This is a genomic window from Acidocella aminolytica 101 = DSM 11237 (genome assembly GCF_900129125.1).
Lineage (GTDB): Bacteria > Pseudomonadota > Alphaproteobacteria > Acetobacterales > Acetobacteraceae > Acidocella > Acidocella aminolytica.
On sequence record NZ_FQVJ01000002.1, the window covers coordinates 13,484 to 39,810 of the forward strand.

The 26,327-nt window shown below is 55.8% G+C and carries 32 protein-coding genes; 19 read left to right on the forward strand and 13 right to left on the reverse strand.

Annotation, left to right across the window (positions count from 1 at the left end):
- Positions 1 to 16: 16 nt before the first annotated feature.
- The 3 genes from BUB54_RS01125 to BUB54_RS01135 all read left to right on the forward strand — a co-directional run bounded on the left by BUB54_RS01125 (position 17) and on the right by BUB54_RS01135 (position 2,290).
- The gene (locus BUB54_RS01125; protein ID WP_048877198.1) at positions 17 to 793 is read left to right on the forward strand and encodes an enoyl-CoA hydratase-related protein; all 777 of its coding nucleotides are present in this window, start codon (positions 17 to 19) and stop codon (positions 791 to 793) included.
- Positions 794 to 902: 109 nt separating this feature from the next.
- Positions 903 to 1,841, forward strand: a complete 939-nt coding sequence (locus tag BUB54_RS01130; RefSeq protein ID WP_048877197.1) for a 2-hydroxyacid dehydrogenase — start codon at positions 903 to 905, stop codon at positions 1,839 to 1,841.
- 59 nt (positions 1,842 to 1,900) lie between these two features.
- Positions 1,901 to 2,290, forward strand: coding sequence for a baeRF12 domain-containing protein (locus BUB54_RS01135; protein ID WP_048877196.1), 390 nt, complete (start codon positions 1,901 to 1,903; stop codon positions 2,288 to 2,290).
- Positions 2,291 to 2,298: 8 nt separating this feature from the next.
- Here BUB54_RS01135 and BUB54_RS01140 read toward each other — a convergent pair whose 3' ends face one another.
- Together BUB54_RS01140 and BUB54_RS01145 are read right to left on the reverse strand one after the other, a co-directional pair.
- The gene (locus BUB54_RS01140) at positions 2,299 to 2,742 is read right to left on the reverse strand and encodes a DNA polymerase III subunit chi (protein ID WP_048877195.1); all 444 of its coding nucleotides are present in this window, start codon (positions 2,740 to 2,742) and stop codon (positions 2,299 to 2,301) included.
- On the reverse strand, positions 2,739 to 3,749 hold the full coding sequence (locus BUB54_RS01145) for an Mrp/NBP35 family ATP-binding protein (protein WP_048877194.1): 1,011 nt from the start codon (positions 3,747 to 3,749) through the stop codon (positions 2,739 to 2,741). Before BUB54_RS01145 ends, BUB54_RS01140 begins: the two co-directional genes overlap by 4 nt.
- A 64-nt stretch (positions 3,750 to 3,813) precedes the next feature.
- On the opposite strand from BUB54_RS01145, the gene BUB54_RS01150 reads away from it, so the two are divergent.
- On the forward strand, positions 3,814 to 5,217 hold the full coding sequence (locus BUB54_RS01150; protein ID WP_048877193.1) for a trypsin-like peptidase domain-containing protein: 1,404 nt from the start codon (positions 3,814 to 3,816) through the stop codon (positions 5,215 to 5,217).
- Positions 5,218 to 5,219: 2 nt separating this feature from the next.
- Here BUB54_RS01150 and BUB54_RS01155 read toward each other — a convergent pair whose 3' ends face one another.
- The 7 genes from BUB54_RS01155 to efp all read right to left on the reverse strand — a co-directional run bounded on the left by BUB54_RS01155 (position 5,220) and on the right by efp (position 10,523).
- The gene (locus BUB54_RS01155; RefSeq protein ID WP_048877192.1) at positions 5,220 to 5,510 is read right to left on the reverse strand and encodes a 4a-hydroxytetrahydrobiopterin dehydratase; all 291 of its coding nucleotides are present in this window, start codon (positions 5,508 to 5,510) and stop codon (positions 5,220 to 5,222) included.
- 67 nt (positions 5,511 to 5,577) lie between these two features.
- Complete coding sequence (locus BUB54_RS01160; RefSeq protein WP_073211115.1) at positions 5,578 to 6,150, reverse strand: 5-formyltetrahydrofolate cyclo-ligase; 573 nt, start codon at positions 6,148 to 6,150, stop codon at positions 5,578 to 5,580.
- Complete coding sequence (locus BUB54_RS01165) at positions 6,147 to 7,271, reverse strand: peptidoglycan -binding protein (protein WP_048877189.1); 1,125 nt, start codon at positions 7,269 to 7,271, stop codon at positions 6,147 to 6,149. Before BUB54_RS01165 ends, BUB54_RS01160 begins: the two co-directional genes overlap by 4 nt.
- Positions 7,268 to 8,410, reverse strand: coding sequence for a MotA/TolQ/ExbB proton channel family protein (locus BUB54_RS01170; RefSeq protein WP_048877188.1), 1,143 nt, complete (start codon positions 8,408 to 8,410; stop codon positions 7,268 to 7,270). Before BUB54_RS01170 ends, BUB54_RS01165 begins: the two co-directional genes overlap by 4 nt.
- Positions 8,407 to 9,009: an OmpA family protein gene (locus BUB54_RS01175; protein WP_139284744.1), complete on the reverse strand. Its 603-nt coding sequence runs from the start codon at positions 9,007 to 9,009 to the stop codon at positions 8,407 to 8,409. The genes BUB54_RS01170 and BUB54_RS01175 overlap by 4 nt, the downstream gene beginning before the upstream one ends.
- A 16-nt stretch (positions 9,010 to 9,025) precedes the next feature.
- Complete coding sequence (locus BUB54_RS01180) at positions 9,026 to 9,829, reverse strand: inositol monophosphatase family protein (RefSeq protein WP_048877186.1); 804 nt, start codon at positions 9,827 to 9,829, stop codon at positions 9,026 to 9,028.
- A gap of 127 nt (positions 9,830 to 9,956) precedes the next feature.
- Positions 9,957 to 10,523, reverse strand: coding sequence for an elongation factor P (efp, locus tag BUB54_RS01185; RefSeq protein ID WP_048877185.1), 567 nt, complete (start codon positions 10,521 to 10,523; stop codon positions 9,957 to 9,959).
- A gap of 415 nt (positions 10,524 to 10,938) precedes the next feature.
- On the opposite strand from efp, the gene BUB54_RS20640 reads away from it, so the two are divergent.
- The 4 genes from BUB54_RS20640 to BUB54_RS20645 all read left to right on the forward strand — a co-directional run bounded on the left by BUB54_RS20640 (position 10,939) and on the right by BUB54_RS20645 (position 11,982).
- On the forward strand, positions 10,939 to 11,076 hold the full coding sequence (locus BUB54_RS20640) for a hypothetical protein (RefSeq protein ID WP_158320055.1): 138 nt from the start codon (positions 10,939 to 10,941) through the stop codon (positions 11,074 to 11,076).
- Positions 11,073 to 11,363 (forward strand): hypothetical protein, encoded by a 291-nt coding sequence (locus BUB54_RS01190; protein WP_073211120.1) that lies wholly within the window; start codon positions 11,073 to 11,075, stop codon positions 11,361 to 11,363. Before BUB54_RS20640 ends, BUB54_RS01190 begins: the two co-directional genes overlap by 4 nt.
- 48 nt (positions 11,364 to 11,411) lie before the next feature.
- A complete protein-coding gene (locus BUB54_RS01195) occupies positions 11,412 to 11,756 on the forward strand; it encodes a hypothetical protein (RefSeq protein ID WP_048877707.1) in 345 nt (114 codons plus the stop codon).
- 70 nt (positions 11,757 to 11,826) lie between these two features.
- Positions 11,827 to 11,982, forward strand: coding sequence for a hypothetical protein (locus BUB54_RS20645; RefSeq protein WP_158320070.1), 156 nt, complete (start codon positions 11,827 to 11,829; stop codon positions 11,980 to 11,982).
- Positions 11,983 to 12,076: 94 nt separating this feature from the next.
- Here BUB54_RS20645 and BUB54_RS20125 read toward each other — a convergent pair whose 3' ends face one another.
- The gene (locus BUB54_RS20125; RefSeq protein ID WP_139284745.1) at positions 12,077 to 12,289 is read right to left on the reverse strand and encodes an NAD-glutamate dehydrogenase; all 213 of its coding nucleotides are present in this window, start codon (positions 12,287 to 12,289) and stop codon (positions 12,077 to 12,079) included.
- Between the two features lie 63 nt (positions 12,290 to 12,352).
- Between BUB54_RS20125 and BUB54_RS19850 the strand changes: the two genes are divergently transcribed.
- The 10 genes from BUB54_RS19850 (at position 12,353) to BUB54_RS01250 (ending at position 22,300) form a co-directional block, all read left to right on the forward strand.
- Entirely contained in the window at positions 12,353 to 13,582 is a 1,230-nt protein-coding gene (locus tag BUB54_RS19850) for an urease accessory protein UreD (protein ID WP_139284746.1), read from the forward strand.
- A gap of 11 nt (positions 13,583 to 13,593) precedes the next feature.
- A complete protein-coding gene (locus tag BUB54_RS01210; RefSeq protein WP_048877710.1) occupies positions 13,594 to 13,896 on the forward strand; it encodes an urease subunit gamma in 303 nt (100 codons plus the stop codon).
- Positions 13,893 to 14,201, forward strand: coding sequence for an urease subunit beta (locus tag BUB54_RS01215; RefSeq protein WP_048877711.1), 309 nt, complete (start codon positions 13,893 to 13,895; stop codon positions 14,199 to 14,201). The genes BUB54_RS01210 and BUB54_RS01215 overlap by 4 nt, the downstream gene beginning before the upstream one ends.
- Positions 14,201 to 15,907 carry an urease subunit alpha gene (gene ureC, locus BUB54_RS01220; RefSeq protein WP_048877712.1) on the forward strand — a complete coding sequence of 569 codons (1,707 nt, stop codon included), beginning with the start codon at positions 14,201 to 14,203 and terminating at the stop codon, positions 15,905 to 15,907. The genes BUB54_RS01215 and ureC overlap by 1 nt, the downstream gene beginning before the upstream one ends.
- 282 nt (positions 15,908 to 16,189) lie before the next feature.
- The gene (locus tag BUB54_RS01225; protein ID WP_048877850.1) at positions 16,190 to 17,074 is read left to right on the forward strand and encodes an NUDIX hydrolase; all 885 of its coding nucleotides are present in this window, start codon (positions 16,190 to 16,192) and stop codon (positions 17,072 to 17,074) included.
- Between the two features lie 80 nt (positions 17,075 to 17,154).
- Entirely contained in the window at positions 17,155 to 18,117 is a 963-nt protein-coding gene (gene nadA, locus BUB54_RS01230) for a quinolinate synthase NadA (protein ID WP_199444661.1), read from the forward strand.
- Positions 18,114 to 19,514, forward strand: a complete 1,401-nt coding sequence (locus BUB54_RS01235; RefSeq protein ID WP_048877714.1) for an L-aspartate oxidase — start codon at positions 18,114 to 18,116, stop codon at positions 19,512 to 19,514. The genes nadA and BUB54_RS01235 overlap by 4 nt, the downstream gene beginning before the upstream one ends.
- A gap of 1 nt (position 19,515) precedes the next feature.
- Positions 19,516 to 20,376 carry a carboxylating nicotinate-nucleotide diphosphorylase gene (nadC, locus tag BUB54_RS01240; protein ID WP_048877715.1) on the forward strand — a complete coding sequence of 287 codons (861 nt, stop codon included), beginning with the start codon at positions 19,516 to 19,518 and terminating at the stop codon, positions 20,374 to 20,376.
- A 26-nt stretch (positions 20,377 to 20,402) separates the two neighbouring features.
- On the forward strand, positions 20,403 to 21,572 hold the full coding sequence (locus BUB54_RS01245; RefSeq protein ID WP_048877716.1) for an aminotransferase class I/II-fold pyridoxal phosphate-dependent enzyme: 1,170 nt from the start codon (positions 20,403 to 20,405) through the stop codon (positions 21,570 to 21,572).
- On the forward strand, positions 21,572 to 22,300 hold the full coding sequence (locus BUB54_RS01250; RefSeq protein WP_073211123.1) for a methyltransferase domain-containing protein: 729 nt from the start codon (positions 21,572 to 21,574) through the stop codon (positions 22,298 to 22,300). The genes BUB54_RS01245 and BUB54_RS01250 overlap by 1 nt, the downstream gene beginning before the upstream one ends.
- Here BUB54_RS01250 and BUB54_RS01255 read toward each other — a convergent pair.
- Entirely contained in the window at positions 22,297 to 23,328 is a 1,032-nt protein-coding gene (locus BUB54_RS01255) for a histone deacetylase family protein (RefSeq protein WP_048877718.1), read from the reverse strand. The two genes, BUB54_RS01250 and BUB54_RS01255, sit on opposite strands and share 4 nt — an antisense overlap.
- Positions 23,329 to 23,397: 69 nt before the next feature.
- Positions 23,398 to 24,438, reverse strand: coding sequence for an enoyl-CoA hydratase/isomerase family protein (locus tag BUB54_RS01260; protein WP_048877719.1), 1,041 nt, complete (start codon positions 24,436 to 24,438; stop codon positions 23,398 to 23,400).
- Positions 24,439 to 24,552: 114 nt separating this feature from the next.
- Between BUB54_RS01260 and BUB54_RS01265 the strand changes: the two genes are divergently transcribed.
- Entirely contained in the window at positions 24,553 to 25,506 is a 954-nt protein-coding gene (locus tag BUB54_RS01265; RefSeq protein WP_048877720.1) for an AEC family transporter, read from the forward strand.
- On the opposite strand, the gene BUB54_RS01270 is transcribed toward BUB54_RS01265, so the two are convergent.
- On the reverse strand, positions 25,486 to 26,271 hold the full coding sequence (locus BUB54_RS01270) for a helix-turn-helix transcriptional regulator (protein ID WP_048877721.1): 786 nt from the start codon (positions 26,269 to 26,271) through the stop codon (positions 25,486 to 25,488). The genes BUB54_RS01265 and BUB54_RS01270 overlap by 21 nt on opposite strands.
- Positions 26,272 to 26,327 lie beyond the last annotated feature (56 nt).

Below are 26,327 nucleotides of genomic sequence, written 5' to 3' on the forward strand. Positions count from 1 at the left end.
GAAGGGAGCCGAAGACATGGCCTATGAAACACTCCTCGTCGAACAGCATGAGGCGGTGACGCTTGTTACCCTCAACCGGCCAAAAGCGCTGAATGCGCTTAATTCCCAGGTTTTGGCTGAGTTGCAGATGGCCTTTGCCGCTTATGAGGCGGATGACAGCCAGGGCTGCTTGGTGCTGACCGGCTCTGAAAAGGCCTTTGCGGCAGGGGCTGACATTAAGGAAATGCAGCCGCAGAATTTTGCCGATATGTACGGGGTGGATAAGTTTTCCGGCTATGACGCGCTGAGTCGTTCAACCCGAAAACCCTGGATCGCCGCCGTAGCCGGCTACGCGCTTGGGGGAGGATGCGAACTGGCGATGATGGCGGATTATATTATCGCCGCTGAAACCGCGAAATTTGGTCAGCCGGAGGTTACGCTTGGTATTGCGCCAGGCATGGGGGGCTCTCAGCGCCTGACCCGCGCCGTGGGCAAGGCTAAGGCGATGCAGATGTGCTTGACCGGACGGATGATGGGCGCCGAAGAGGCTGAACGTGCCAGCTTGGTTGCCCAGGTTGTGCTGGCGGGCAAGCTGCTGGAGGAGGCGCTGAACCAGGCCAGGACCATCGCTGGGCTGGGGCCGCTGGCGGTGAAAGCGAATAAGGAACTGGTGAACGCCGCTTTCGAGACCAGCCTTTCAGAAGGTGTGCATTTTGAGCGGCGAATCTTTTTCGGCCTTGCCTCCACGCAGGATAAGCAGGAAGGCATGACCGCCTTTATTGAAAAGCGTAAGGCGGGCTGGACAGGAAAGTAAAAGTAAAGGCTTTTGGTGTGGTGAATGCCCCTGTGCGGCTGCGGAGGGGGGGGGAGGACGCCATGCCGAAAGCTGATAGGGTTCTGAAGGACATGGAGGAGAACCCTGGATGCTGTTGATCACCCGAGATGTGATGCCGCAAGTGCTGGAACGTGCGAAGCGCGAGCATGAGGTGAGAGAGCTGCGCATGGAAGGCGCGTTTGACCCTCAAGCGCTGTTGATCAGCCTGGAGGGAGTTAATGCGATTCTGTGCAATAGTTCCGATATATTCAATGCCGCGCTCATCAACGCCTTGCCGCCCCAGATTAAGGTTATTGCGACATATAGCGTGGGGCTGGAGCATATTGATCTGGCCGCCGCCAAGGCACGCGGGATTGAGATTCGTAACACGCCGGGCGTGCTGTCTGACGCCACGGCGGAATTGGCGTTGACGCTGATGTTGATGGCGGCACGGCGGGCCGGTGAAGGCGAGCGGTTGCTGCGTGCGCGTAAATGGCAGGGCATCAGCCCGACTTTTCATCTGGGCCGTGATGTGTTTGGCAAAACGCTGGGTATTTTCGGCATGGGGCGCATTGGGCAAAGCCTAGCCAGAATGGCGCGCGGGCTGAATATGACCATTCATTATTACAACAGGAATCGCCTGCCGGCCGAGCAGGAGGAAGGTGCGATTTATCATGCGGATGATAAAAGCTTCCTGGAAGCGATTGATTTTCTGTCCATCAACGCGCCAGGCGGGCCGAGCACTTATCATTGGTTGAATGAAGCGCGAATCGGGATGATGCGTCTCGGCAGCTTTGTGGTGAATACCGGGCGCGGTAGCACGGTGGATGACGAGGCGCTAATCGCGGCTTTGCGTTCCGGCCATATTGCTGCCGCGGGGCTGGATGTGTTCGAGAATGAGCCCGATATTCACCAAGGCTATTACGAGCTGGAGAATGCCGTGCTGTTGCCGCATATCGGCAGCGCGACGGTAGAGACGCGCACAGCCATGGGGTTCTTGGCGCTGGATGGCTTGAATGAAGTTGTGGGCGTTGATCGGGATCAATGAAAGTCTAGTTGAAATCAGGCAGATTTCCTTCCGGAGTAGAAAGGAAGGAAGGCTGCATCATGCCGGTCCACGTTAAACCATTAATCGTTTTGGCTGACTCAGAGCATGCACGGTTTGTGCGGCCGGAGCGGGCAGATAACACGTTGCACTCCTTCTCGCAGGTGGATGCCGGGGTGGGGCACTTGGGTGAGACTAAAGACACTCACGCCAAGCCGTTTCGGGTGTTGCCAATCTGGGTGGCGACACAGCTCAACAAGAATGTGGAGAGTTATGATGAGCTTTATATTGCCGCCCCGTCTCGGACGCTGAATGAAGTCAGACTGCATCTTGGCAAACCGGCGCAAGCAAAGCTGAAAGAGGTTTTGGATAAGGATCTGAGCAAGGTGCCGGATCATGAATTATGGCCGCATATCCGCCACTGGGTGCGGCCGGTTCACCGGGCGCATTAAAGGCGGGGTCAGCCTGCCTTGACCCAGCCGGTTTGCTCTTGCTTCCAATAAGTTAGATTGTGCCCTGCATCCTTGGCGGCGCGCCAGCGTTGGCGGGCCGCCAGAACATCTTGTTCGTTATTGCCGTCAAATAGGTCGAACACGCGGGTGTAGGCGCCGGGTTCCGCGTCCACGCCGCCGACGCGGAACAAAAAATGGGCGTTGGCGGGGTTTTCCGTGCCGGTGGTCAGGTAGATTGGCTGCCATTCAGGGTGGGGAAGTGCTAACGTGCCGTGAGGGAGCCAGTCAGGGGTTTGGCATTGCCAGAGTCCGTCATCGAGCATTTTCATGAAATGCTCGTCAGGGCAGGCAATCACGGCTTTTTCACCTGCTGCCAGTGTGCGGCCCAACAAAGCGGGCAGGGCCGTCATTAGGTTGGTGCGGGTCAGGTGATAGAAGCCGATCTCGCTCATCCCAGATCCAGCGCCTTTGCCACGCTGGCAGCCACATGGAGGAAGCTGTTGGCCACAACACCGTTTTCATCCAGCGCCGCGACTGGCTGACCTGTATCCCCGGCTTGGCGGATGGCCAGTTCAAGCGGGATTTCCCCCAGGAAAGGCACGCCGATTTTCTTAGCCTCGGCCTGGGCGCCGCCATGGCCGAAAATTTCACTCCGGTGGCCGCAATTCGGGCAGCAGAAGAAAGACATATTCTCAACTACGCCCAGCACCTTCACACCTACCTGCTCGAACATCTGCACGCCGCGCCGGGCGTCCAAAAGTGCCAGATCCTGAGGGGTGGAGACGATGACCGCGCCAGAGGGCTTGGCCTTCTGTGCCAGGGTGAGCTGGGCGTCGCCGGTGCCGGGGGGCATGTCCACCACAAGAATATCCAGCGGCCCCCAATCCACCTGGCCTAGCATCTGGTTCAATGCGCCCATGACCATTGGGCCGCGCCAGATCATCGCTTTGTCTTCCGGCACCAGATAGCCGATGGACATGGATTTCACGCCATAGGCGTCCAGCGTCTGGATGCGCCCGTTCAGCACGGAGGGTTTGGTGTGGAGGCCAAGCATTTTAGGCAAGGAGGGGCCGTAAATATCGGCGTCCAGCAGCCCGACCTTCAGGCCGCGCTGGGCCAGCGCCACGGCGAGGTTGACGGCCACGGTGGATTTACCGACCCCGCCTTTGCCGGAGGCTACGGCGATGATGTGTTTGACGTTAGGCAGCAAGGGCAGTTCAGCTTGCGGTTGGGGGGTGCTATTGGCGGCGTGGGCGGTGAGGATTACGATGGCGGATTTAACACCAGCTAGGGTTTTCAGCCGCGATTCAATGTCTCGCCGGAGGGGCTCTAGCCCGGCGGCTTCCTCCCGTGTTGCGCGAAGGCTTACTTGCACCAATCCTTCCTGAACATGCACGCCGTCTATGCGGTGGCCGATATTGAAGGGGGCGAGGGCGGTACGAATCTCAGCTTCAGTCATAAGTCAAAGATAGAACGCCATGCCCCTCTTGCGAAGATCGTCCTGGCTCGTCACTGTTGGCTTCATGAAGCTTTTGGCGCGCTCATTTTCTGTTCTGTTCCTGTTGGCTGCGGCGGTGGCGCACGCGGCGGATTTGCCGCCCGCGTTGGCGGACCTCGCGGCGAAGGTGGCGCCGGCGGTGGTCAGCATTGCCTCCATGGCGCCGGTGAATAAAAACTCCGCGCAGGATGATGGGAGTGATGACGGGAGCGGCGATGGCAGCGCCTATCATCCGGCCTCCGATAAGCCTAGTGACACCGCGAGCACGGTAGTGCCGCCGCCCAAGACGATAGAGTCCCTGGGCTCTGGTTTTGTGTTCGACCCGGCCGGGTACATTCTCACCAATAATCATGTGGTGAATGGCGCCAGTAATATTACCGTGACGTTCCCGGATGGCACGGTTTATCCGGCGATTATCGCCGGGCGGGACCGCGATGCCGACCTTGCCGTGCTGAAAATCAATGCCGGGCATAAGCTGCCTTTCGTGCCGTTTGGTGACTCAAACAAGATGCGGGTGGGTGATTGGGTGCTGGCCGTTGGGAACCCGTTCGGAATGCCGGGGACCAACACGGCAGGAATTGTCAGCGCGCTGCACCGGCAGATTGATGACACGAAATATGATGATTTCATCCAGACCGATGCGGCCATCAATAAAGGCAACTCGGGTGGGCCTTTATTTAATCTGCAAGGGCAGGTGATTGGCGTGAATTCGGCCATCTATGCGCCTTCGGGCGCCTCTGACGGGATCGGGTTCTCGATTCCCTCCGCCATGGCGGAGCCGGTGGCCGAGGCGTTGGCCCATAGCGGTAAAATGGTCCGGGGATGGCTGGGCGTGGCAACCGAAGAGGTGACACCAAGTATTCAAGGGGTTCTAAAGCTTCAGAGCCCCAAGGGAGCCTTGGTGGGGGCGGTTTCCGCGAGGTCCCCGGCAAGCGGCAAGTTGCAGCCGGGGGATGTAATTACAGCCATGGGCGGGACGCCGATTGATAATCCGCGCGCGTTGTTTATCCGCACGGCGGAGTTTCAGACCGGGCAGAGTGTGAAGGTTGATTTTGTACGCAATGGTGTAGCGGCGCATACGCAGCTGACCATAACCGCGTCGCCGCCCGCGCGGGACGAAAATATTGAGCAGACTCACGAGCCCAAACCCAAGCCGGTGACGCTTTCAGCTTATGGGCTGGGGCTGGCGGGTAACCCCGCGGAGAATGGTGTTTCCGTCACATCGGCCACGGGGCCCGCGGCAAAGGCGGGGATTGTGGCGGGTAATATCATCCAGCAGGTGAATGGCGTTGTTGTGGCCACGGCGACGGATGTGCGTAAGCAGGTGGATGCTTTGGGTGACGCGCCAGCGGTGTTTCTGATCAGCGGGCCAGCGCAGGGGGGCGGAAACCCCGGCCCGCGCTGGGTGGCGGTGAAGCCGAATAAATAAAGCTATTGCGGCAGCCAGACGAAGGCACTGATGGCTTTGGCGAGGCTGAGGTCTTTGTCTGTCAGTCCGCCCGCGCTGTGGGTTGAAAGAGAGATGCTGACCTTGTTGTAGGAGTTGGACCAGTCCGGGTGGTGGTCTAGCTTTTCAGCCAGCATGGCAACATGCGTCATGAAGGAAAATGCTTCTGAGAAGCTTTTGAATGTGAACTCCTGACAGATCGATTTCTGGTCGCAGCTGAGATGCCATTTGGGCGGCAAATTCGTGAATGCCTCTGGGCCAAGGAGTTTCGGCATGACCTCATCCTTTCTTGGTTTTGGCATTTCATTTTGCGCGCTGGACGGGGAGGCGGCAAGTTTCAAATCAGTTGTGTTGAATGAGGGTGATGCCATTTTCGGTGGCAATGGCATTCAGGGGCAGGTCTGTGGGTTCAGTGGGGATGGCTTGAGTTTGTTGGGCGGCAAAGGCGCAGCCCAGACGGAAAGCGGCGGGCAGGGCAGCTAAGGTCCGGTCGTAATAGCCACCACCATAGCCAAGACGATGTCCGGTTGAATTGAACGCCAGGAGAGGGATCAAGAGAAAATCGGGTGTGAGGTGTGGGGCCTCTGGGTGCTGGGTGTTGTAGCGGCCGGGCAGCATTGGGGTGTGGGGCGTCCAGGCGCGGAAAATGAGCGCATGGCCGGGCGGTGGTGTTTCCGGCAAGGCGAGGCGGTGTCCGTGCTCATGCAGGGCGTTCAACAAGGGCAGGATATCAATTTCGCCGCGCATCGGCATGAAGCCGCCAACGGTTGCGTGGCGCGGCACCAGGCCGGATTGCAGAACATGCATGGCCAGCCTGTGTCCCAGCGCGGGATTCTGACTTTTGCGTTTGGCCAGCATCTCTTTCCGTAAAGCTGCTTTTTGGTGTGCCAGTAGTTTTGTTTCAGCCTCATTCATGGGGTAGTCAGGCGGAATTCGATACGGCGGTTTTGCGCGTAGTCAGCCGCGGTATTGCCTGATGCGATTGGATTGTTCGACCCCATGCCGGAGGCCATGAGCCGATTTTTGGGCACGCCATCGGCCAGCAGCAAATCCAGGACAGCCAGCGCGCGAGCCGTGGAAAGGTCGAAATTCGTCTTATAGGGACCGCCTTTGATGGGCTGGGCGTCAGCATAGCCGTCCACGGAGAGAACCCAGTTGACGTTGGAGGGGATTTTCGCGGCGATTTTATTGATGGCCTTGGCCACCTGAGCGATTTCAGTCTTGCCGGCCGGGGTGATGGTGGCTTCATCAACAGGGAAAAGCACGTCGCTCTCGAACACGAAGCGGTCGCCGACCACGCGGATGTTTTTTTCGCCCTTCAGGCTTTCGGACAGGGTTTTGAAGAAAACGCTCTGATATTTCTGGAGTTCTTCGACCTTGCGGGCCAGGGCTTCGTTGAGTTGTTTGCCGAGATCGGCGATTCGCACCTTGTCTTGTTTATCCGCCGATTGGGCGGCGTCTAGCGCCACTTGTAAGGCGGCAAGCTGGGCGCGCAGGGCGGCCATTTGCTGATTGAGCAGGGCGATCTGCGCGGCATCCTGCTTGTTCAGCTTTTGGGCGTCGGAGAGTTTGGATTGTAGATCGCTTCCGCCCACGGCCTGCATCTGGGCTTGTAATGTGGCGATGCGCCCTGTGGCTGCGGCAGCCTGGGCCTGGGTGTCGGATAGCTGGGCCTGGAGGGATTTCTGCGAATCCTGCAGGCTGGAAATGGTGGCGGTGTCGGTGGAAAGCTGTTGGGTGAGGGTGGCATTGGCCGCCTGCGCAGAGGCAAGCTGCGCGTTTAACGCCGCCAGTTCCTGCGAGAGGGTGGCGTCTTTCGAGCTTTCCATGGAGAGGCTTTGGGTCAGCTCCGCGATTTGCTCCTTGAGCTGGGTGATTGTGTTGTCCGAGCCTTTCAGCGCGTAGGACAAAAACGCTTCAGCCAGCACAAATACGAGCAGGACGAAGATGGTGACCATGAGGAGGGTCGATAGCGCGTCCACATAACCCGGCCAGCCCTCCAGCCCGTTATTGCCATTGTTGCGCCGCCGGCTCATGATCGCGGTTCATCCAGCCGTGCCGAAAGGGTGCGGGTTAGAATTTTAAGGTCGTTGCGCAAGTCGCTCAGGCTTTGGGTACGGCCTTGCTCGCTCTCGGTCATAAAGCGGTTCAGCAGCAATTCAATGTTGCGCAGATGCGCGCGTGAAACATCATCCCCCTCATTCCGGGCGTCTGACAGCTTGCTCAAAAGCGGGGTCAAGGAGAGTTGGGCGCTGGCAACCTTTTCCATGAGTTGCTGTTGTAGGCGCAGCGTGTCACCGAGATCCGCCATGCGGTCGGCGAGTGTGCGCAGGGCGTTGTTGCTCTGGACGCGGCCTTCCTCGCCACGGGCGAGAACGCGCTGGAGCTGGTCCATGTTCTCGGCTGTTTGTTCCAAGAGGGCCTGAACATAGGCCGGCACGCTGGCCTCGCCATCGCCGACCAGCCCGCCAGAGCCGAGACGGGTGAGGGAGGCGAGCCATTCTTCGAGCTCGTTGAAAAAGCGGTTCATCGCCTGACCCGCCGTGAGGTCCAGAAAGCCAAGGACCAGAGCGCCGGAGAGGCCAAACATGGAGGCGGAAAACGCTGTGCCCATGCCTGCCAGCGGCTTAGCCAGCCCGGCTTTGAGTTGCGCGAACATGGCGTTCACATCCCCGCTGCCAGCGAGGTTCATGCCATTGATCACGTCAGCCACGGCGGAAACTGTGTGCAGTAGTCCCCAGAACGTGCCGAGCAGGCCAAGGAAGATCATCACGCCGGTAATGTAGCGGGAGAGTTCGCGGGATTCGTCGAGCCGGGAGGACACGCCATCCAGGATGGTGCGCATGGACTGGCCGGAAAGGGTGATGCGGCGTTCGCCATCCGCTCGGCCGTGCAGCATACGGGCCATGGGCGCGAGCAGAGTGGGGGGCGTGGCTTCCACCAGTTTCTGGCGGTTGCGGCGAAAATCCTCCACCCAGGCTGATTCGGGGTAGAGGCGCTGTACTTGGCGGATGTTCCAGAATACGCCAAATAGCTCGACCGCGAAAATGATCGAGTTGATGACCGGGTTGGCCATGAAGAAATGAGCTAGAACAGGCGCGAGCGCCGCCGCGCCACCGTAGATCACCACACAGAACAGGATCATGCGTATGAGATAATTGGTTGGCTTGGTCATGGCTTCGCGCTGGCTCCGATCTGGGCTTCGTTATTGTCGGCTCCGGGGACGGTCCCGGCGGCGCGGGGAATGATGTTTTGGGCAGGCACGCCGCAGGCGATCAGTGCATCGCGGATGGCGAAGGCCCGCGCCATGGAAAGCCGCATGGCGCTGGATGGGTCCGACGGGTCGGCAGGAGCGCGGGTGACGACGGGAACGCTGCGTTGAGAGGCGCAGAATGGCTTTAACGTATCTGCGGCGCTGGCGGGTAGGGTGGCGCTGCCGGGGCTAAACTGGATTCGGGCAAGGGTTGGAATAATGGGTTTTGGCGCTACGGGCTTGGGCGCCACGGGCACCATGGGAGGAACCTTGGGTGCTGGCACCGAAGGTGGTGCTGGAGGCGGCAGAGGCAGCGGCGCTGGCTTGGCCGGCTTTGTATGGTGGAAAGGCTTGGCAGGTGGCAGTTTAACGTGAGGCTTGGCCACGGCGGGCTGGACCGCAGGTGCGATCAGAGGCAAGCCCTGCAATTGCCGCAGGGCTGCCGGATTGACCGTGACCTGGGCAAAGCCGCAGGCCGGAATAAGGGCGAGGAGGCCGGGAAGCCAGACTGAGGTTTTCACGCCTGGCAAACTAGCCTCAACCCCGCTTGGCCGCCAGACCGTCCTGAACCAGTTCAAGCAGCTTGGGGTGAAGATGCGGGTTGGCCGCGACCACCACATTGTCCACATTGTCCTTGCCTTCACCATCGGTGGCATATCCGCCAGCTTCGCGGACGATGAGCATACCCGCCGCGATATCCCACGGTTTGATGCCCATTTCCCAATAGCCGTCATAACGCCCGGCCGCGACCCAGGCGAGGTCCAGGGCGGCGGAGCCGAAGCGGCGCACACCCGCCGTTGCGGGCATTAGCGCTCCCAGCGTGCGGGCGAAGGCAAGGCGGTTGCTCGAAGATGTGGCGGCGAAGGGGATGCCGGTGGCGAACAGTGCCGTGTGTAGCTCCCGCCGGGCTGAAACGCGCAGACGTTTGTCGTTCAAATAGGCGCCGACACCTTTCTCGGCCCAGAACAGCTCACCATTCACGGGACAATAGACCACGGCGGCGGCGATCTCGGTGGCGCCGTCCGGCAGACGTTTCTCCAACGCGATGGAGATGGCCCAGTGCGGGATGCCGTGTAGGAAGTTGGTGGTGCCGTCGAGCGGGTCCACGATCCAGCGCCAGGACCATTTGTCGGAGCCGGAGGCGCCGCTTTCCTCCATCAGAAAGCCATAGCCCGGGCGGGCCTTTTCAAGCTCCTCACGCAGGGTGGCTTCGGCGCGCATATCCGCCTGGCTGACGAAATCCCCCGGGCCTTTGATAGAGACCTGTAGGTTTTCGACCTCCATGAAATCGCGCAGCAAGCGCTTGGCGGCCTTGTTGGCGGCGTTGTGCATGACCGTCATGTGCGCAGAGAGACGAGGCATCATGATGAAAAGATCCTGAGAAATGAGGCTATAACTGCATTCCGGGCGGCGGGTCGCCCCTCCGCCCGGAATTGATCAGCAAAGAGGCGGATAGCCCCGGCGGAAATTAGCCCTTGGCGCGCTCAACATAGGAGCCGTCCTCGGTGCGGACCACCACGCGCTCGCCAGCCTCAATAAAGGGCGGGACCAGCGTTTTCACACCGTTGGAGAGCTTGGCGGGCTTGTAAGAAGAGGAGGCGGTTTGCCCCTTCACGACCGGGTCGGCCTCGACAATTTCAAGCGTGACCTGCGGCGGCAGGGTGATGCCGACCGGGTCGCCTTCAACCAGCGCCAGCACGATGGGCATGTTGTCCTGCAGGAAGGGGGCGGACTCACCCAGGATGGAGACGGGCACCATGATCTGCTCGAAGGTCTCGGGGTCCATCAGCACGAGGTTCTCGCCATCCGTATAAGAATAGGTGTAGTCGCGGTCCTCTGTAGTCAGGCGCTCAACGGTGTCTGCGGTGCGCCAGCGTTCGTTGGTCTTGTTGCCGGTCTTCAGGTTACGCATTTCCACCTGGATGAAAGCGCCACCCTTGCCGGGGGTGATGATCTGCTGCTTCAGCACGGTCCAGCGCGCACCCTCGTGCTCAATAACCTGGCCAGCGCGGATAAGGTTTGCCTGCTGCTTCATAATACTGCCTTGCGGATTGAATACTGAATGATCGTAAGGCCGGGGCTTACGATGCCAAGAGGCTAGAGGCAAGCCGTTTTGGCCCCAGGCCCGGTTGCGCGGCCAGTTTGGTAAATGGCGCATTTATCTTTCAGGGGTAGGATTAACGGACCGTTCAGCATACGGTGGGTAATGTTTTCACAACCTATGGTCGAGTATATACCGCAAAATGGGGCACTTTCTTAGGATTGCCCGGATCAAGTCCCACACCAAATCTCCCGCGCACCATGTGTCTATTGCCGGAACCGCGCCGCTGCTGGCCTTGCCCAAGGCATTGTCTCTTGGGGGGCGGTTTTGGCACAGACGATTATAGATGCCACCCAGGCCAATGGTCTGGTGTTGGATGGGCTGGCTGGTCCGGTGGAGATAGTCAGGCGTGAGAGTTAGTTCCAGCGGTTCGGCGGCGGTGGGCGCCAGCTTGCAGGCGCAGTTGAGCAATGCCGGGCAGGTGGACGATGTAACGGGTATTGGCGTCACGCTTGGGCAGGGGGGAGCGTTGCGAATAGCGGTGTGATCCAGGCTGGGACTTACGGCGTGCGCACCCACGGTGCGGCGGGGATGGTTGCGAATGCGGGCCAGATTATGGCGGGGGCTGACGGTGTCAGCCCCCGCCATAATCATGGTGGCACCGTCACGAATTCAGGGCCGCTTTTTGGTGCTCATCTGATGGGCGATTCCTCGATTACCAATAGCGGCACACTGGCGGGTGGAACAGATGGTGTGATCGATATTGGCCAGGGTGGCATGGTGGACAATACCGGGGTTATCCATGGCGGGCAGACAGGGATTCAGTTTGCCTAAGGTGGGCGCCTGAATAATGAGGGCAGTATCTCCGGCGGTGTTAATGGCATGAAGCTTGGCGCGAAGAGTGTTCTGGTGAATGAGGCGGGAGGCGTTATCACCGGAGCTGATGCAGGTGTCGTGGCTGGATCGGGCGACGTGATTACCAATGATGGTATTATTACGGGGCTTACCGGGATTCAGGTCAATGGTGACGCCACGATTGATAATGCCGGCGCGATTACCGCAAGTGGAGACACTATCAGCCTGAATGGCGGTATTAGTACAGTCACACTCGATATAGGCACGCAGATTACGGGGGCGATTGCGGAGATTGAAACTGCCAGCCTTATTGACCTGACGGATCACGGAAGCCTCTCAGGGGATATTACGGGTTTGCAGGCTGTGCAGTAGAGCGTGCAGCAGGGGGCGATTTGGACCGTCAGCGGGAATTGGGCTGTGGGTCAGGTGGTGAGCGGGGACGTTGACCGCGGGGCTCGTGGGGACGCCGCCGACCATTACCGGCGATTATACGCAAACCTCCACGGGCATGTTGCGGGTGCTGGTGACACCGGCCGGCATGAAACATCTGATTGTCTTAGGCACCGCGCATCTGGCGGGGACGCTCTCTTATGTATAGCTGCCCGGTATATACGCCCGGGAAGCTATCAATTTCTGACCGCTGCGGGTGGGGGGAGTAGGGATTTTGCCACGGTGGAAACCAGCAAAGCCTCTCAGCATAGCCAGAATGTTTCCGCCGCTACGGTAAGCGCCGCGCAATCCGTGGCGGCGGAAGGGCCGGTTGCGGCTTTGACGATGTCAAAACAGCTTATTGTGGCGCCTGCCGATGAGACTTTGTTTGCCAATGCGGTCAGGCCACGGTGTTGGAAGGCGTGGCGCTGAGCCAGATATTGCTTGGCCATGCGGAGGGTGTAGAGATTCGACATCTATCTTTGGGCGGTTTGCCGGAGGCGGCGGCCAATCAGGTTTTGGCGGTGAGAACGCAGGCCATGACCGGAACATATGTGGCGCCTTATTTGCTTATGATCGCGGCGCGCCGTTTTCCGACCAGCGGCGGGTTTGTCATCACCCCGGCCATTATGCTGGGCATGACTGTGAATGCCACAAGTCCTGGGGCGGATCTTGCCCTGACAACGCAGGATGGAACAGGCTTTACATTCATCCCCCGGCATTTGTCCCCGGTGAGCGGTCAGGCGGGGGGAGGGCTGGAGGTTGGGCGGGAGAAATGGCTGATTTCCGCGCATTACTCCGCGATGCTGGCGGAGAATTGGCACGCACAGTCCATTCAAGCGAATTTTAAGATGACATTCTATCCAAGTTACGTCATTTGCCCCGTTGTGGCTAGTTTTGCCTTGCGGCGTGTTGGATGGGGTTGCAATCTCTGGCGCATGGATTTCTCGCCGCCTTACATGACGTCAAAAATGGAGGCGCATCAACGCGCTGCCGGGCAACTGGACATCGCTCTGGCGGATAAAGCGGGGCAAACCCGGTTGACGCGGTTTTACCAGCAGGGATGCCTGAAGGCACGGCGTGTGGGGCATGGAGACACGCCGGAACTGGTCGCCATGAATATCTCCGGCGGTATTGCAGGTGGGGATTCGATCAGCATGGCGTTTGAACTCGGAGAAAACGCGAAGGCTGTATTCACGACTCAGGCCGCGGAGCGGATTTACCGCTCCCTTGGGGATCCGGCTTACGTTTCAACAAAGTTGTTTGCAGCATCTGGCGCGTCTTTGGCTTATCTGCCGCAGGAAACGATTTTGTTTGATGGCTTCAGCCTGGACAGATCGTTGGAGATTGATCTGTCGGAAGGAGCCACGTTCATTGGGGTGGAGAGCTTGGTGTTTGGCAGACTGGCCATGGGGGAGGTAGTTCAGAGAGGCTTGTTGCGTGACAAGATCAATATCCGTTGCAATGGGCGGTTGATCTGGCGGGACGTTGCCACGGTTAAAGGACATATATTTTCCTGCCTTAACCTGCCGGGGGTTGGCGGCGCGGCGCGGGTGGCGGCGAGCTTGTTTGCGGTAGGGCAAGGTTTCTCAGAGATGATGCCGCAATTGAGGCAGCGCCTTGAGGGGCATGTTGCCGGGGTCAGTAGCCATGGCGGTATTGTATTCGTTCGGCTGCTGGCTGAGGATACCATAACATTACGGCTTGCCGTTATGGCGGCCTTATCTACATTCGGCAGAAAAACACTGCCGCGTGTCTGGCTAAGTTAAGGGGGGAGACCGTGAATCTTACACCACGCGAGAAAGATAAGCTGCTCGTGGCCATGGCCGCGATGGTCGCCCGCAAAAGGCTGGAGCGCGGCGTAAAGCTGAACTACCCGGAAGCCGTGGCACTGATTACGGATTTTGTGGTGGAAGGCGCGCGCGACGGACGGCGCGTGGCGGAGTTGATGGAAGCGGGCGCGCATGTGATTACGCGAGACCAAGTCATGGAGGGCGTTGCGGAAATGATTCACGACGTACAGGTAGAAGCCACTTTCCCGGATGGTACCAAGCTTGTCACTGTTCATGAGCCGATCAGATGATTCCAGGCGAGGTGCTGACCCCGGAGGGGGAGATTGAGCTGAATGCGGGCCTCGAAACAACCACTTTGATTGTTACGAGTACAGGAGACCGGCCGATTCAGGTAGGGAGTCATTATCATTTTTCTGAAACAAACGCGGCACTCTCGTTTGACCGTGAGGCGGCACAGGGCAAGAGGCTGGATATTGCGGCGGGAACAGCGATTCGGTTTGAGCCGGGGCAGAGCCGTGAGGTAACTTTGGTGCCTTATCGCGGTGCGCGTAGAGTCTATGGTTTCCGTGGCTTGACCATGGGGGAGATTGACTGATGGCCAAAATTTCTCGTGCAGCTTACGCGGATATGTTTGGCCCCACAGTGGGAGACCGTGTGCGCCTTGCTGATACTGAGCTTTTTGCTGAGGTTGAAAAAGACTTCACGATTTATGGCGATGAAGTGAAGTTTGGCGGGGGCAAGGTGATTCGTGATGGCATGGGGCAGTCGCAGATTTGTAATGCCGATGGCGCGGCTGATACGGTTATCACCAACGTGCTGATTATCGACCATTGGGGCATTGTGAAGGCCGATGTTGCGATTGTAGCCGGACGGATATCGAAAATCGGCAAGGCCGGAAACCCAGATGTGCAGCCGGGTGTTGATATTATCATCGGGCCAGGTACGGAGATTATCGCGGGTGAAGGCAAAATTCTGACGGCCGGCGGGATTGATGCACATATCCATTTTATCTGTCCGCAGCAGATTGAGGAAGCTTTAGCCGCCGGAATCACGACCATGCTGGGCGGCGGCACGGGACCCGCCACTGGAACCGCGGCGACGACGTGCACGCCAGGACCGTTTCATCTCGCGCGGATGTTGCAGGCCGCTGAGGCTTTTCCAATAAATCTTGCCTTTGCGGGCAAGGGAAATGCCAGCGAGCCCGCGGCGCTTGAGGAGATGGTGAGGGCGGGTGCATGTGCGTTAAAGCTTCATGAAGACTGGGGAACAACGCCAGCGGCGATTGATACCTGCCTGAATGTCGCGGACAGGTTCGATATACAGGTAATGATTCATAGCGATACGTTGAATGAAGGCGGGTTTGTTGAAAATACGATCGCCGCTTTCAAAGGCCGTACAATCCACGCTTTCCATACTGAAGGGGCGGGTGGCGGTCATGCGCCGGATATCATACGGGTTGCGGGATTGCCGAATGTGTTGCCCAGCTCTACGAATCCCACGCGACCTTACACAGTGAATACGCTCGATGAGCATCTCGACATGCTCATGGTTTGTCATCATCTTGACGGTTCGATTCCAGAAGATATTGCGTTTGCGGAATCGCGGATTCGTAAAGAGACAATCGCTGCCGAGGATATTTTGCAGGATCTCGGGGTGATTTCGATGATTTCCTCAGACAGCCAAGCGATGGGACGGGTTGGCGAGGTCATTATACGTTGTTGGCAGACGGCGCATAAAATGAAACTCCAGCGTGGCTCTTTGGCGGGGAGCGGTTTGGCGGATAATGACCGGATTAAGCGTTACATTGCCAAATACACAATCAACCCGGCGATTGCTCATGGTCTTTCAGCGCATGTTGGGTCTGTTGAGTGCGGGAAGCTAGCGGATCTTATTTTGTGGAGCCCTGCATTTTTTGGCGTAAAACCGGATTTGGTGATCAAGGGCGGCTCGATTGCCATGGCGCAGATGGGAGATCCTAACGGGTCTATCCCCACGCCGCAGCCGGTGCATTATCGGCCAATGTTTGGAGCTTATGGGAAAGCGCTTGTTGAATCTTCCATTTTGTTTGTGTCCAAGGCGGCGCTGGAAGATCGGATTGATACGAAGTTAGGACTAACGCGGCCTTTGGCTGCCGTTGAAAATGTTCGCGGCGGAATTGGCAAGAAATCGATGATCCATAATGACGCAACGCCGGTTATTGAGGTGGACCCGGAAACCTATGAGGTTCGCGTGGATGGTGAGTTGCTGGTTTGTCAGCCCGCTGAAACACTGCCGATGGCGCAGCGTTATTTTCTGTTCTGAGTGCGGGAACCATTGAGCAGCGGATTAATCCGCCGCTCAATGGAGTGCTGGACTCAATTCGGCAGTTTGAGGAATTTCAAGAGAAAGTCAAGGATATAAAATCTTAGATAGAATTTTTAAATATGATTTTCAATTTTAAGTGGCTTGTGCTTTAAATTCTGCTTGAAACTAAAAGTCTGCCCCACCCAATGGGCCAGGAAATGATGAGGCGATCCTTGGTTATGTCGTGTTTTGGGTGCGATTAGCTTATACGCTCCGCGAGCATCGAGGGTTGTATTGTTCATGGTTGACGGTGTTATTAAGACGGATTTGATCGCTGTTTTGGTTGCCGTAACAGCTGGGCAGCCGCGTGTTTTGACCATTGAAGAAGGTTCCGCTCTGCCTTCTGGCCCGCTGCAAACAGGGCATAGAAGCCTGCAATCTGGCCTGCGAGCATGGGTTGAGCAGCAAACCCACCATCCGTTGGGTTATGTCGAGCAGTTATATACATTCGCAGACCAGCAGCCGGGAGCCAGGCGGAGCATTTCCATTTCTTATCTCGGGTTGAGCCGCGAAGGTGCGGCGGAATATCCGGGCGCCGCGTGGCATGGTTGGTATGAGTACTTCCCGTGGGAAGATACACGCACTGATCGCCCTTGTCTGGCGCCTATAATGGAGGCGTTGGAAGGATGGGCTGGGGGAGCGCCTAGTAAACGGGCCAGGGTGGCCGGGCTATTAGGCAAGGACGGGCAAGGGTGGAATGAAGATCTTGTCTTGCCGAGATATGAGTTGCTTTGGGAAGCAGGGTTGGTGCCCGAGGCGCAGCGCAAAGAGCCAACAACGGAAGGGTGGTTGGCGCCAGGGCTAGAAATGACGCATGACCACCGCCGGATTCTGGCAACGGCGATCGCCCGTTTACGATCCAAGATTAAATACCGGCCTGTTGTGTTTGAGCTTTTGCCACGTGAGTTCACTCTGTTGGACCTACAGCAAACAATGGAGGCAATTGCGGGCAGGACTTTCCACAAGCCTAATTTCAGACGCTTTATCGAGCAGTCAGATCTCGTGGAGGAAACCGGGCGGCTTGCCTCAGGCTTGGCGGGGCGGCCAGCTAAGTTGTTCAGGTTCAGACCCGCGGTTTTGGCCGAACGCAGCTTTACCGGGACCAAACTACCAATTGTAAAATAAATGACTTGATTCCTTATACTCTCTCTGAGTATAAAAACTGCTCAGATTATACTCGTTTTGAGTATAAATGGAGAATGCTTATGCCGCTAGCTCAGCTTTTTGATCGCGTTTCCCGTGTTATTCCGCCGGCTGAGTGGGCGGTCATGGAGGAGGATGCACGGATAATTCTTGAACTCAAGAAAAGCCGGAATGCGGTTATTCTTGCGCATAATTATCAAACGCCGGAAATTTTCCATGGCGTTGCGGACATTGTTGGGGACAGCTTGGCCCTGGCGCGTGAGGCGCAACATACCGATGCCGACGTGATTCTCTTGGCGGGCGTGCATTTCATGGCTGAGACAGCCAAGTTGATGAATCCTGACAAGGTTGTGCTGATACCTGATGCGGCGGCGGGGTGCTCGCTTGCTGAATCCATCACCTCTGAAGACGTCGCTTTGCTGCGCCAGAAATATCCTGACCGCCCGGTAGTGGCTTATGTGAATACCTCGGCGGCCGTGAAGGCCATGAGTGATGTCTGTTGTACGTCAGGCAATGCAAAGGTTGTTGTGGAATCTCTAGGGGTTCCTGAAGTGATAATGCTGCCGGATGAGTTCCTTGCGCAAAATGTCGCGGCGCAGACAGATGTCAAAATCATTGCCTGGAAAGGGCATTGCGAGGTTCATGAGCGGTTCACGCCGGATGATATCTTGTCGCTGCGACAGCAACATCCTGGTGTTGTGGTGCTGGCGCATCCTGAGTGCCCGCCCGAGGTTGTCGCGGTGTCTGATTTTTCTGGCTCCACGGCGGTTATGGCGAATTATGTGAAGGACCTTAAGCCTGCTCGTGTTGCGTTGATTACTGAATGCTCGATGAGCGATAATGTCGCGCAATCCAACCCAGGGACAGAGTTTGTACGCCCCTGCAATCTTTGCCCGCATATGAAGCGGATTACTTTATCGAATATCCGCAAAGCTCTCGAAGAAATGCAGACAAGCGTGGAGATTCCCGCCGAGTTGTTTGCGCCTGCGCGGCGTTCAGTTGAGAGGATGCTGGCCGTCAAATGATCATTATCGGTGGTGGCGTCGCGGGATTGATGGCCGCTCTTGCTGCGGCGCCTCACCCTGTAACACTTGTGAATCCAACTACTCTTGGACCGGGCGCCGCGAGTTGGCTGTCACAAGGTGGCATTGCGGCAGCTGTGGGCGATGATGATGACGTATCCCTGCATATTAAAGACACGTTGGAGGCAGGCGCCGGGCTGTGTAACCCTGATGTTGTCGCGCGGATAATTTCCGCTGGCCCGGCCGTAATAGACACGCTTCTTGCTTATGGCGTGACGTTTGACCGTACCGGAAGCGGTGCTCGAGCTCTGGGACTGGAGGCAGCTCATTCACGTAGGCGTATTCTTCATGGTGGTGGTGATAGAACCGGGGCCACCATCATGAAAGCTCTAATTGAAAAAGTGCAGCGGTGTCCATCCATCAATATCATAAAGGCTTCTGCTGAGCGGATATTTGTTGATGATAACGGTGTTTCAGGAATTCAGATTCAGCGCGATGGCCACAGGCTGAGTTTGAAGACTGACCGGGTTTTGCTTGCCACCGGGGGAATCGGTGGGCTTTTCCGGGATACGACCAATCCGCCTTCTGCCGTGGGGCAAGGGCTGATTCTTGCGATGGAAGCAGGCGCGGAATTTAAAGATTTGGAGTTTGTCCAGTTTCATCCGACGGCTCTTGCAGTTAAAGAGTCTTCTTTGCCCCTGGTGTCTGAGGCAGTGCGTGGCGAAGGAGCCAGACTGGTTGATGAGGCTGGAAACTACTTCATGAACGGCAAGGATCTGGCGCCCCGCGATGTTGTTGCGCGCCATGTGTTTCTGCATAGAGCGAATGGTCATCAGACGTTTTTGGATATCAGTGGTTTTTCAGAAAGGTTTTCAGATCGGTTTCCGTCAATCAGTGCCGCTTGCAATAACGCTGATATAGATTTGTCATCTCATCTTATACCGGTAAAGCCGGCAGCTCATTATCACATGGGTGGGGTTAAGGTTGATGAGATGGGGCGGACGAACATAGACGGGCTTTTTGCGGCGGGAGAGGTGGCTTGCACGGGGCTGCATGGGGCAAATCGTTTGGCCAGCAACTCGTTGCTTGAGGCTGTTGTTTGCGGACAAGTTTCGGGACGCTTTATGGCGGCGCAGGGTGCAAGACGGACTGGTGCTTTGCAAGAGATTACGTTTCCGGCAAAAGCGGACGCAACGGAAGTCAGAGATATTATGTCGGATTACTGTGGTGTTTTGCGGTCTGGAAAAGCTCTGGAAATAGCGTCTGGTCTGCTGGAAGCATTGGCGATAAATAATCCTGCAGCTGCTTTGTCTCTTAAGATCGTTGAAGCTGCTCTGGAGAGAAAAGACTCTGTTGGTTCACATATGAGAGTTGAATTCTCGATGGAAAAGGCAGCCTAATATGTCTAAAATTCCTTTGCCCGCCCTGCCGGATGTTATGATTGAGCCGGTCATTCGCATGGCTCTTCTTGAAGATTTGGGAAGGGCTGGGGATATTACCTCGGACTCAATTATTGGGCCGGACATTTGTACGCGCGTTGTTTTTTCTTCCAGAGAATATGGTGTGGTTTCTGGTTTAGATTTTGCGCGCCTAGCATTTTCTCTCATAGACCAGCGGGTTAAGTTTGAACCTGTGCTGACTGACGGTGAGGATGTCGAGCCAGGAACAGTGTTGGCGGAGGCATCTGGTTCAGCGCGGAGTATTCTCACGGCCGAACGCGTGGCTTTGAATTTTTTAGGCCGTTTGTCGGGAATTGCCAGTTCAACCGCAACTATCGCAAAAGCAATCTCGCATACGAAGGCCAAAATTGCCTGTACACGTAAAACGACGCCGGGTTTACGCTTTGCTGAAAAATATGCGGTGCGGTCAGGCGGTGGAAGCAATCATCGGTTTGGCCTTGATGACGCGATTCTGATTAAAGACAACCACATTGCGATTGCGGGTGGCGTTGGTGTGGCAATCTCGCGCGCCAAGAAAATGGCGGGACATCTGATTAAGATTGAAGTGGAAGTCGATAATCTGCACCAACTAAAAGAAGCGCTGGAATTTCAGCCTGATGCGGTGCTGCTTGATAATATGTCGCCGCAGATGCTTCGTGAGGCTGTGCGAATGATCGATGGCAGGCTGATAGCTGAAGCCTCAGGCCGGATTAACAAAGATACAGCACCTGCGATTGCAGAGGCTGGGGTTGATATAATTTCCGCGGGATGGCTGACTCATAGCTCAAAAGTCCTTGATATTGGACTTGATTTTGTCGAATAAGTAATTTAAGCTAAAGGTTTGGTATTATGCCAGATCATGAGTGGTTTTGGGAAAATGCTGTTGCCGGTTTGAAGGCGCAAGGACGCTTTCGGCGTTTACGCCTTTCAGAGCGCTTGGAAGGGGCTCGTATAAGGTTTGATGGTGGGCCTGAGCTTATTGATTTTTCTTCAAACGACTATCTCGGCCTGTCCCACCATCCGGCCCTTATAAAGGGTGCTCAGGACTATGCTGAGCGTTTTGGGGCTGGCGCTGGGGCTTCCCGGCTGCTGTCTGGAAATCTGCTGCCGACTGAAAAGATTGAGCGGAAATTAGCCGTTGGGAAGCGTATGGAGGCTGCACTTGTGTTTGCTACCGGAGCCCAGGCTAATCTTACGTTGTTGCCGGCTATTTTGGATGCGCGTATGCTTGGGGCTGAGCCTTTGGTTTATGCGGACCGGCTTAATCATGCCAGTTTAATTCAAGGTTGCATTGGAGCGGGTGTCAGGCAGATACGTTTCCGCCATAACGATCTCAATCATCTTGAGGAACTTCTTAAACGTGATGAAGGCCTTTCTCGGCCTCGCTTTATTATCACAGAGTCCGTTTTTAGTATGGATGGTGACGGGCCAGATTTAAAAAAGCTCTCTGAAGTAGCCAAAAAATACAATGCTTTTCTCTATATTGACGAAGCGCATGCAACTGGTGTTTTAGGGGAAAGCGGCTTTGGGCTGGCTTGTGGTTTGAAAAATGCGCTTGTCATGGGCACTTTTAGCAAAGGGTTGGGTGGGTTTGGCGCTTATGCGGTTTGTTCGGATAAGCTAAGAAAATATCTAATCAATCGGTGTGGTGGTTTGATATACACCACGTTTCTGCCTCCGGCGGTTTTGGGGACGATGAATGCAGCGCTGGATCTTATTCCTTTTATGGACAAGCAGCGGGCCTATCTAGCGGATTTAGGAAGTTTTCTGAGGCTGCGTCTTAACGCGGCGGGGTTGGATACCGGGGCGTCAACAACACAGATTGTGCCGCTGGTTTTGGGCAAGGAAGAGGCGGTTTTATCTTTGTCGGCACGGTTGGAGGTGGAGGGTTTCTGCGCTGTTGCCATTCGTCCGCCAACGGTTCCGGCGGGAACAAGCCGCCTTCGGTTGGCTTTGTCTGTTTTGCATAAAAAGGAAGATGTTGCCGCGTTGGCAGAAGCTATTATTGGTAATGTTTGATGAGTGCTGTTGAGAAAAGCTTTTCTTCTGCGGCTGTTAACTATGATAAGGCTGCGCGTGTTCAGCCTATAGTTGCTGATGTTTTAGTTAAAAAATTAAACGGTTTGCCTTCACGAATTTTGGAAGTTGGCTGCGGAACAGGTGGGCTCAGTGTGCATCTGGTAAAAAAATTTCAAGGGTCTGAGATTGTTTTGTCTGACATTTCAATCGAGATGTTGAGCGTTTGTCGTCATCGTATTGGGGGACGGGCTGAGTTTCGACAGATGGATGGGGAGTTCCCGGATCGAAGTCTGGGGAGGTTTGATCTTATTGTGTCCAGCCTATGCATGCAATGGTTTGGCGATTTGTCGGCGGCTGTTGGGCGATTGGTTGAGATGTTACGCCCAGGTGGTAGGCTGGTTTTTTCAACTCTTGGAAAGCGAAATTTCAAAGAATGGAAGATTCTATCAGAGCAGTTTGGTTTTTGTTCTGGTTTGCATCATTATCCTGATCCAGATCATTTCCCTTGGCCTTCTGGAGGGCAGGGGGAGTTTGAGGAGATGTTTTTAAAAGAGCGCCACGCTAGTGGCGCGGCGTTTCTGAAGTCATTGAAGCTGATTGGAGCGGCAACGCCGCGTGCTGACTACAAACCGATAACTTCATCCGTTATGAAAAATCTATTGAAGGTCACGGAAAACGGATTTTCCGTGACCTATCATGTTCTCTATGGTGATTTTAGGGTTGATTAGCGGCCTTCAAATCCAGTGAGAACATTTACGGCATTTATGCCAATTTCCGCGACTGCGTAGCCGCCTTCCATAACAAAGAGCGTTGGCTTGCCGAGGGTTTTGACTTTCTCTCCCATGGCTGAAAAATGCTCATGTTCCAGCTTGAATTGCGAAATAGGGTCTTTTTTGTAGGTGTCCACACCAAGGGAAACAACGACAATGTCGGGGCTAAATTTTATGATCCGTTTTAGGCCTACATCTAATGCCGCTGACCATTTATCCCAGGTTGTTCCCCAGGGAAGGGGGAAATTGAGGTTGTAACCTTCGCCTTTTCCAAGGCCAAATTCATCTGCGAATCCAAGCATATAAGGAAATTCTTGATCAGGATCGCCATGCAAGGAGATAAAGAGAACATCGTCTCTGTTGTAGAAAATGTCTTGTGTGCCGTTGCCGTGGTGGTAGTCGACATCGAGAATGGCAATACGCTTCGCGCCGTCGTCGAGAAGTTTTTGTGTTGCGATAGCGGCGTTGTTTAAAAAGCAATAGCCACCAAACTGACTCGTTGAGGCATGATGCCCTGGCGGACGGCAAAGAGAAAAGACGGCGGATTCGCCTTCATTTATCAATTTTGCGCCGGTTAAAGCGACATCTGCAGAGGATTTGATGGCTTGCCAGCTTGTGGCTGTTATAGGCGTTCCGCAATCAAAGCTGTAAAAGCCTAGTTTACCGTCTATTTCCCTTGGGACGCGGTCTGTTCTCATGCCGCGTGCTGGCCAGGTATAGGGGTAGGCGGCGCCGCTGCGGTCGCTGGCCAGCCATTCAGCATGGGCGGTTTTCAGGCAATCCACCATGCCGGGTGTGTGTATGCGGGTAATTTGTTCCAGGGAGAAAGCTTCAGGCGGCAAGACCGGTCCAAGCTTAACGTCTTCAACCCTATCCAGAATAAGCTGCGCCCGCTCTGGTTTCTCAAAGGCTTCGCTAAATTCGCCTAAGATTAACTCGCCGGGGCTACGATGCAATTCATGGTCGGGGGAGAAGATTGTTTTCATTGGGCTAGCCTAATCCGCCTTTCTGAAACGCGGCAAGGAGAAAAGTGATGTTGGGACAGTTCGTTTGATTCAAAAAATATGAGTTTTTGAGGAAAAAAAATACGAGGCGATGACTGCTTCTGTAACTTCATCGAGCGACGCCGGATTCCAGTTCGGGCGGCGGTCTTTATCAATAACCGCGGCGCGGATACCTTCGTAAAACTCGTCACTACGGAGGACCTGTTCGCAAGCGTCGTATTCGCGTTGCAGGCAAGTTTTCAAAGTGTCCGAAGTTTTGGCTTGGCGTAAAAGCCTAAGAGCAACCTGCATACCGGTTGGTGATTTTTGCTTCAATGTTTCCAGCGTTTGTTGTGCAAAGGAAGTTCCGGATTTTTCTAATGCTGAGACGATTTGTTTTGCGTCATTGAAGTGGAAGCATTCATCAATTTCTTCCTTATGTTGTGCAAGGGGCGCGGCCAGCGGCTGGGCAAATTTTCGGGCAAGGCTATGCATATCTTCTGGCGAGGCGGTGCGGGGCAGGGTGGTTAGCTCTTCCCGCAAAGCGGGGAGGTGAGTACTTTCAATGAAATAATCCGCTAGGCCGCTGAAAATTGCATCCGCGCCGTCTATGATTTGCCCCGTTAGAGCTAGGTAGGTGCCAACCTCACCGGGGCCGTGCGAGAGCATCCATGATGCGCCAATGTCCGGGAAAAACCCGATGCCGGTTTCGGGCATGGCGAGCTTGGTGGTTTCAGTCACAATCCGCACGGAGCCATGAGACGATATACCAACTCCGCCCCCCATGGTGATGCCGTTCATGAAGGCAATATAGGGCTTCGGAAATTTGGCTATTTGGGCATTCAGCCGGTACTCATCCCTGAAAAACGCCATGCCGAATTCTGGTCCAGAAGCGCGGTGCTCATAGAGTGCGCGGATATCGCCCCCTGCGCAGAGGCCGCGTTTACCGGCTCCCGTTACCAATACGGCGGCGATTTCAGAAGCGTTGGCGAATTGGTCAAGGGCTTTGGCTATGTTGTGCACCATTTCCGGGGTCAGTGCATTGATAGTCATTGGCCGGTTGAGGTGGATATGGCCTATCGCACCTTCCGTCGTGACCACGATTTCGGACATAACCTTCTCCTGTTGTCGCTCTTGATCAATATTGCGAGTAAAATCATCCTGCGGGGCAGGAGTAAACGCAAGCGCGGTCTTGCTGTTTGATGCCCAATCTGAAATTAGGACAGCATGTATCACGTTATAGCCTCGGTGTTCCCAGTTTTCGGGCTGATTTTTCTGGGCTATATTGTGGCCCGACGGGGGATTCTGGGCATTGCGGCTACGGATAGCCTGAATAAATACGTAGTTTGGCTGGCCTTGCCGGCTCTACTGTTTCAGGCAATGGCGCAGATTAGCTGGGTTCAGGTGGATCATCCTGGCTATGTGGGGGCGTTCACCATAGGGGCGCTGAGTACGTTCTGCCTCTCATTTGTACTTGGTGGTGGGAAGCGCCCTGCCGCGCATAGGTTGGCAGACAGGAGCATTGATGGCCTGAATGCTTCATATTCGAACACCGGCTATATGGGGATACCTCTTTGCATTGCGGCATTCGGGCAGGGGAGCCTGGTGCCGTCCATTATCGCCACAATTATTATTGCGTGCGTTTTATTCGCCGGGGCGATTGTTCTTATCGAGTTTGATTTGCAGGAACTGCCGAGCTGGCATGCTACAATCGGCAAGGTGCTACTCTCCCTGTTGCGGAACCCGCTGATTCTATCACCGCTTCTTGGTGTGATGGTGGCCTTGCTGAAGGGCGAAACGGGCTTCGTTTTGCCTGCCCCCGTTTTTCATCTGACGAAATTATTAGGGGCATCGGCTAGTCCTTGCGCGCTGGTGACGATTGGGTTGTTTTTGGCGCAATCCAGCGGGGTGGCGCTTGAGTCGAGTGTGCTGTTACGGCTGGTTGGGCTCAAGCTTATTGTTGAGCCTACGATTACGTTTCTATTAGCTTATAAGCTCTGGGCCATGCCGGCTCTTTGGGCGAAAACAGCTGTGATTATGGCAGCTCTGCCAACGGGGACGGGCCCTTTTATGCTGGCGAAGCTTTATGATCGTGAGGCGGCGGTTACTTCGCGGGCCATTTTGGTTTCGACTGTGCTGTCTTTGGCCACGGTGTCGCTTTTAATTGCCTGGCTGGGCTGAGGTGTGGAGCATGATCAGGCGGTGACGCTCCTGGCCTTCATATAGAAAATTAAGCTGGGTGTAGCGCAGAACGCCTTTTTCGGGGTGTTGAAAGCTGCGCTCCCCCCCCTTTTTGGCCTGGACGTCGCGGGCGTTCCAGAGCGCCAGAAACTCCCTGCTTTCCTGGCGTAACTGGTCCAGAAGATGCAGTTGATTCGGGTTGTTTTGGGTGTGGCCGGTTTCAGCCCGAAACTCCGCAACCAATCTGCGGGCACTTTGCTCCCAATCACAGATGAAGGTTCTTGCGGCAGGGATCAGAAACACAAATCGTAGGAGGTTGGGCTCGCGGCTTTCGTGCCAGGGCGTGAAAAGGCTGATGGCAGGTTGGTTCCAGCCGCGGGCGGTGAAGCTGGAATCAAGCAAATAGGCGGGCGTTTGGATTGCTGAAAGGGACTTTAGAACAATCTCCGGCACTGGTGCAGGGATGGGGGGCGGTGGTGGGCTTTCCGGGTCATGCCGCTGGCCTAGCTCAAAGAGATAGGCGCGCTCGGCTAGGGTAAGGTCCAGTCCGTCAGCCAGGAGAGCCAAGGTCCGGGCGGTGAGGGAGATATCACGGCCTTGTTCGAGCCATGTATATAATGTGGCACTGAGGCCGCAGCGTGATGCGGCTTCCTCACGCCGCAACCCGGGCGTGCGGCGCCGTCCGGCGGTTTCCACGGGCGGCATGGCTTCACGTTTGGCCCGGATAAAGGCGCCGAGTTCGCGTCTTGCTGGTGAAGGCGTCATGGTTGAATTTATACCAGTATATTTTTGCTTCTTATACCAGCTTAATTCACCAAATA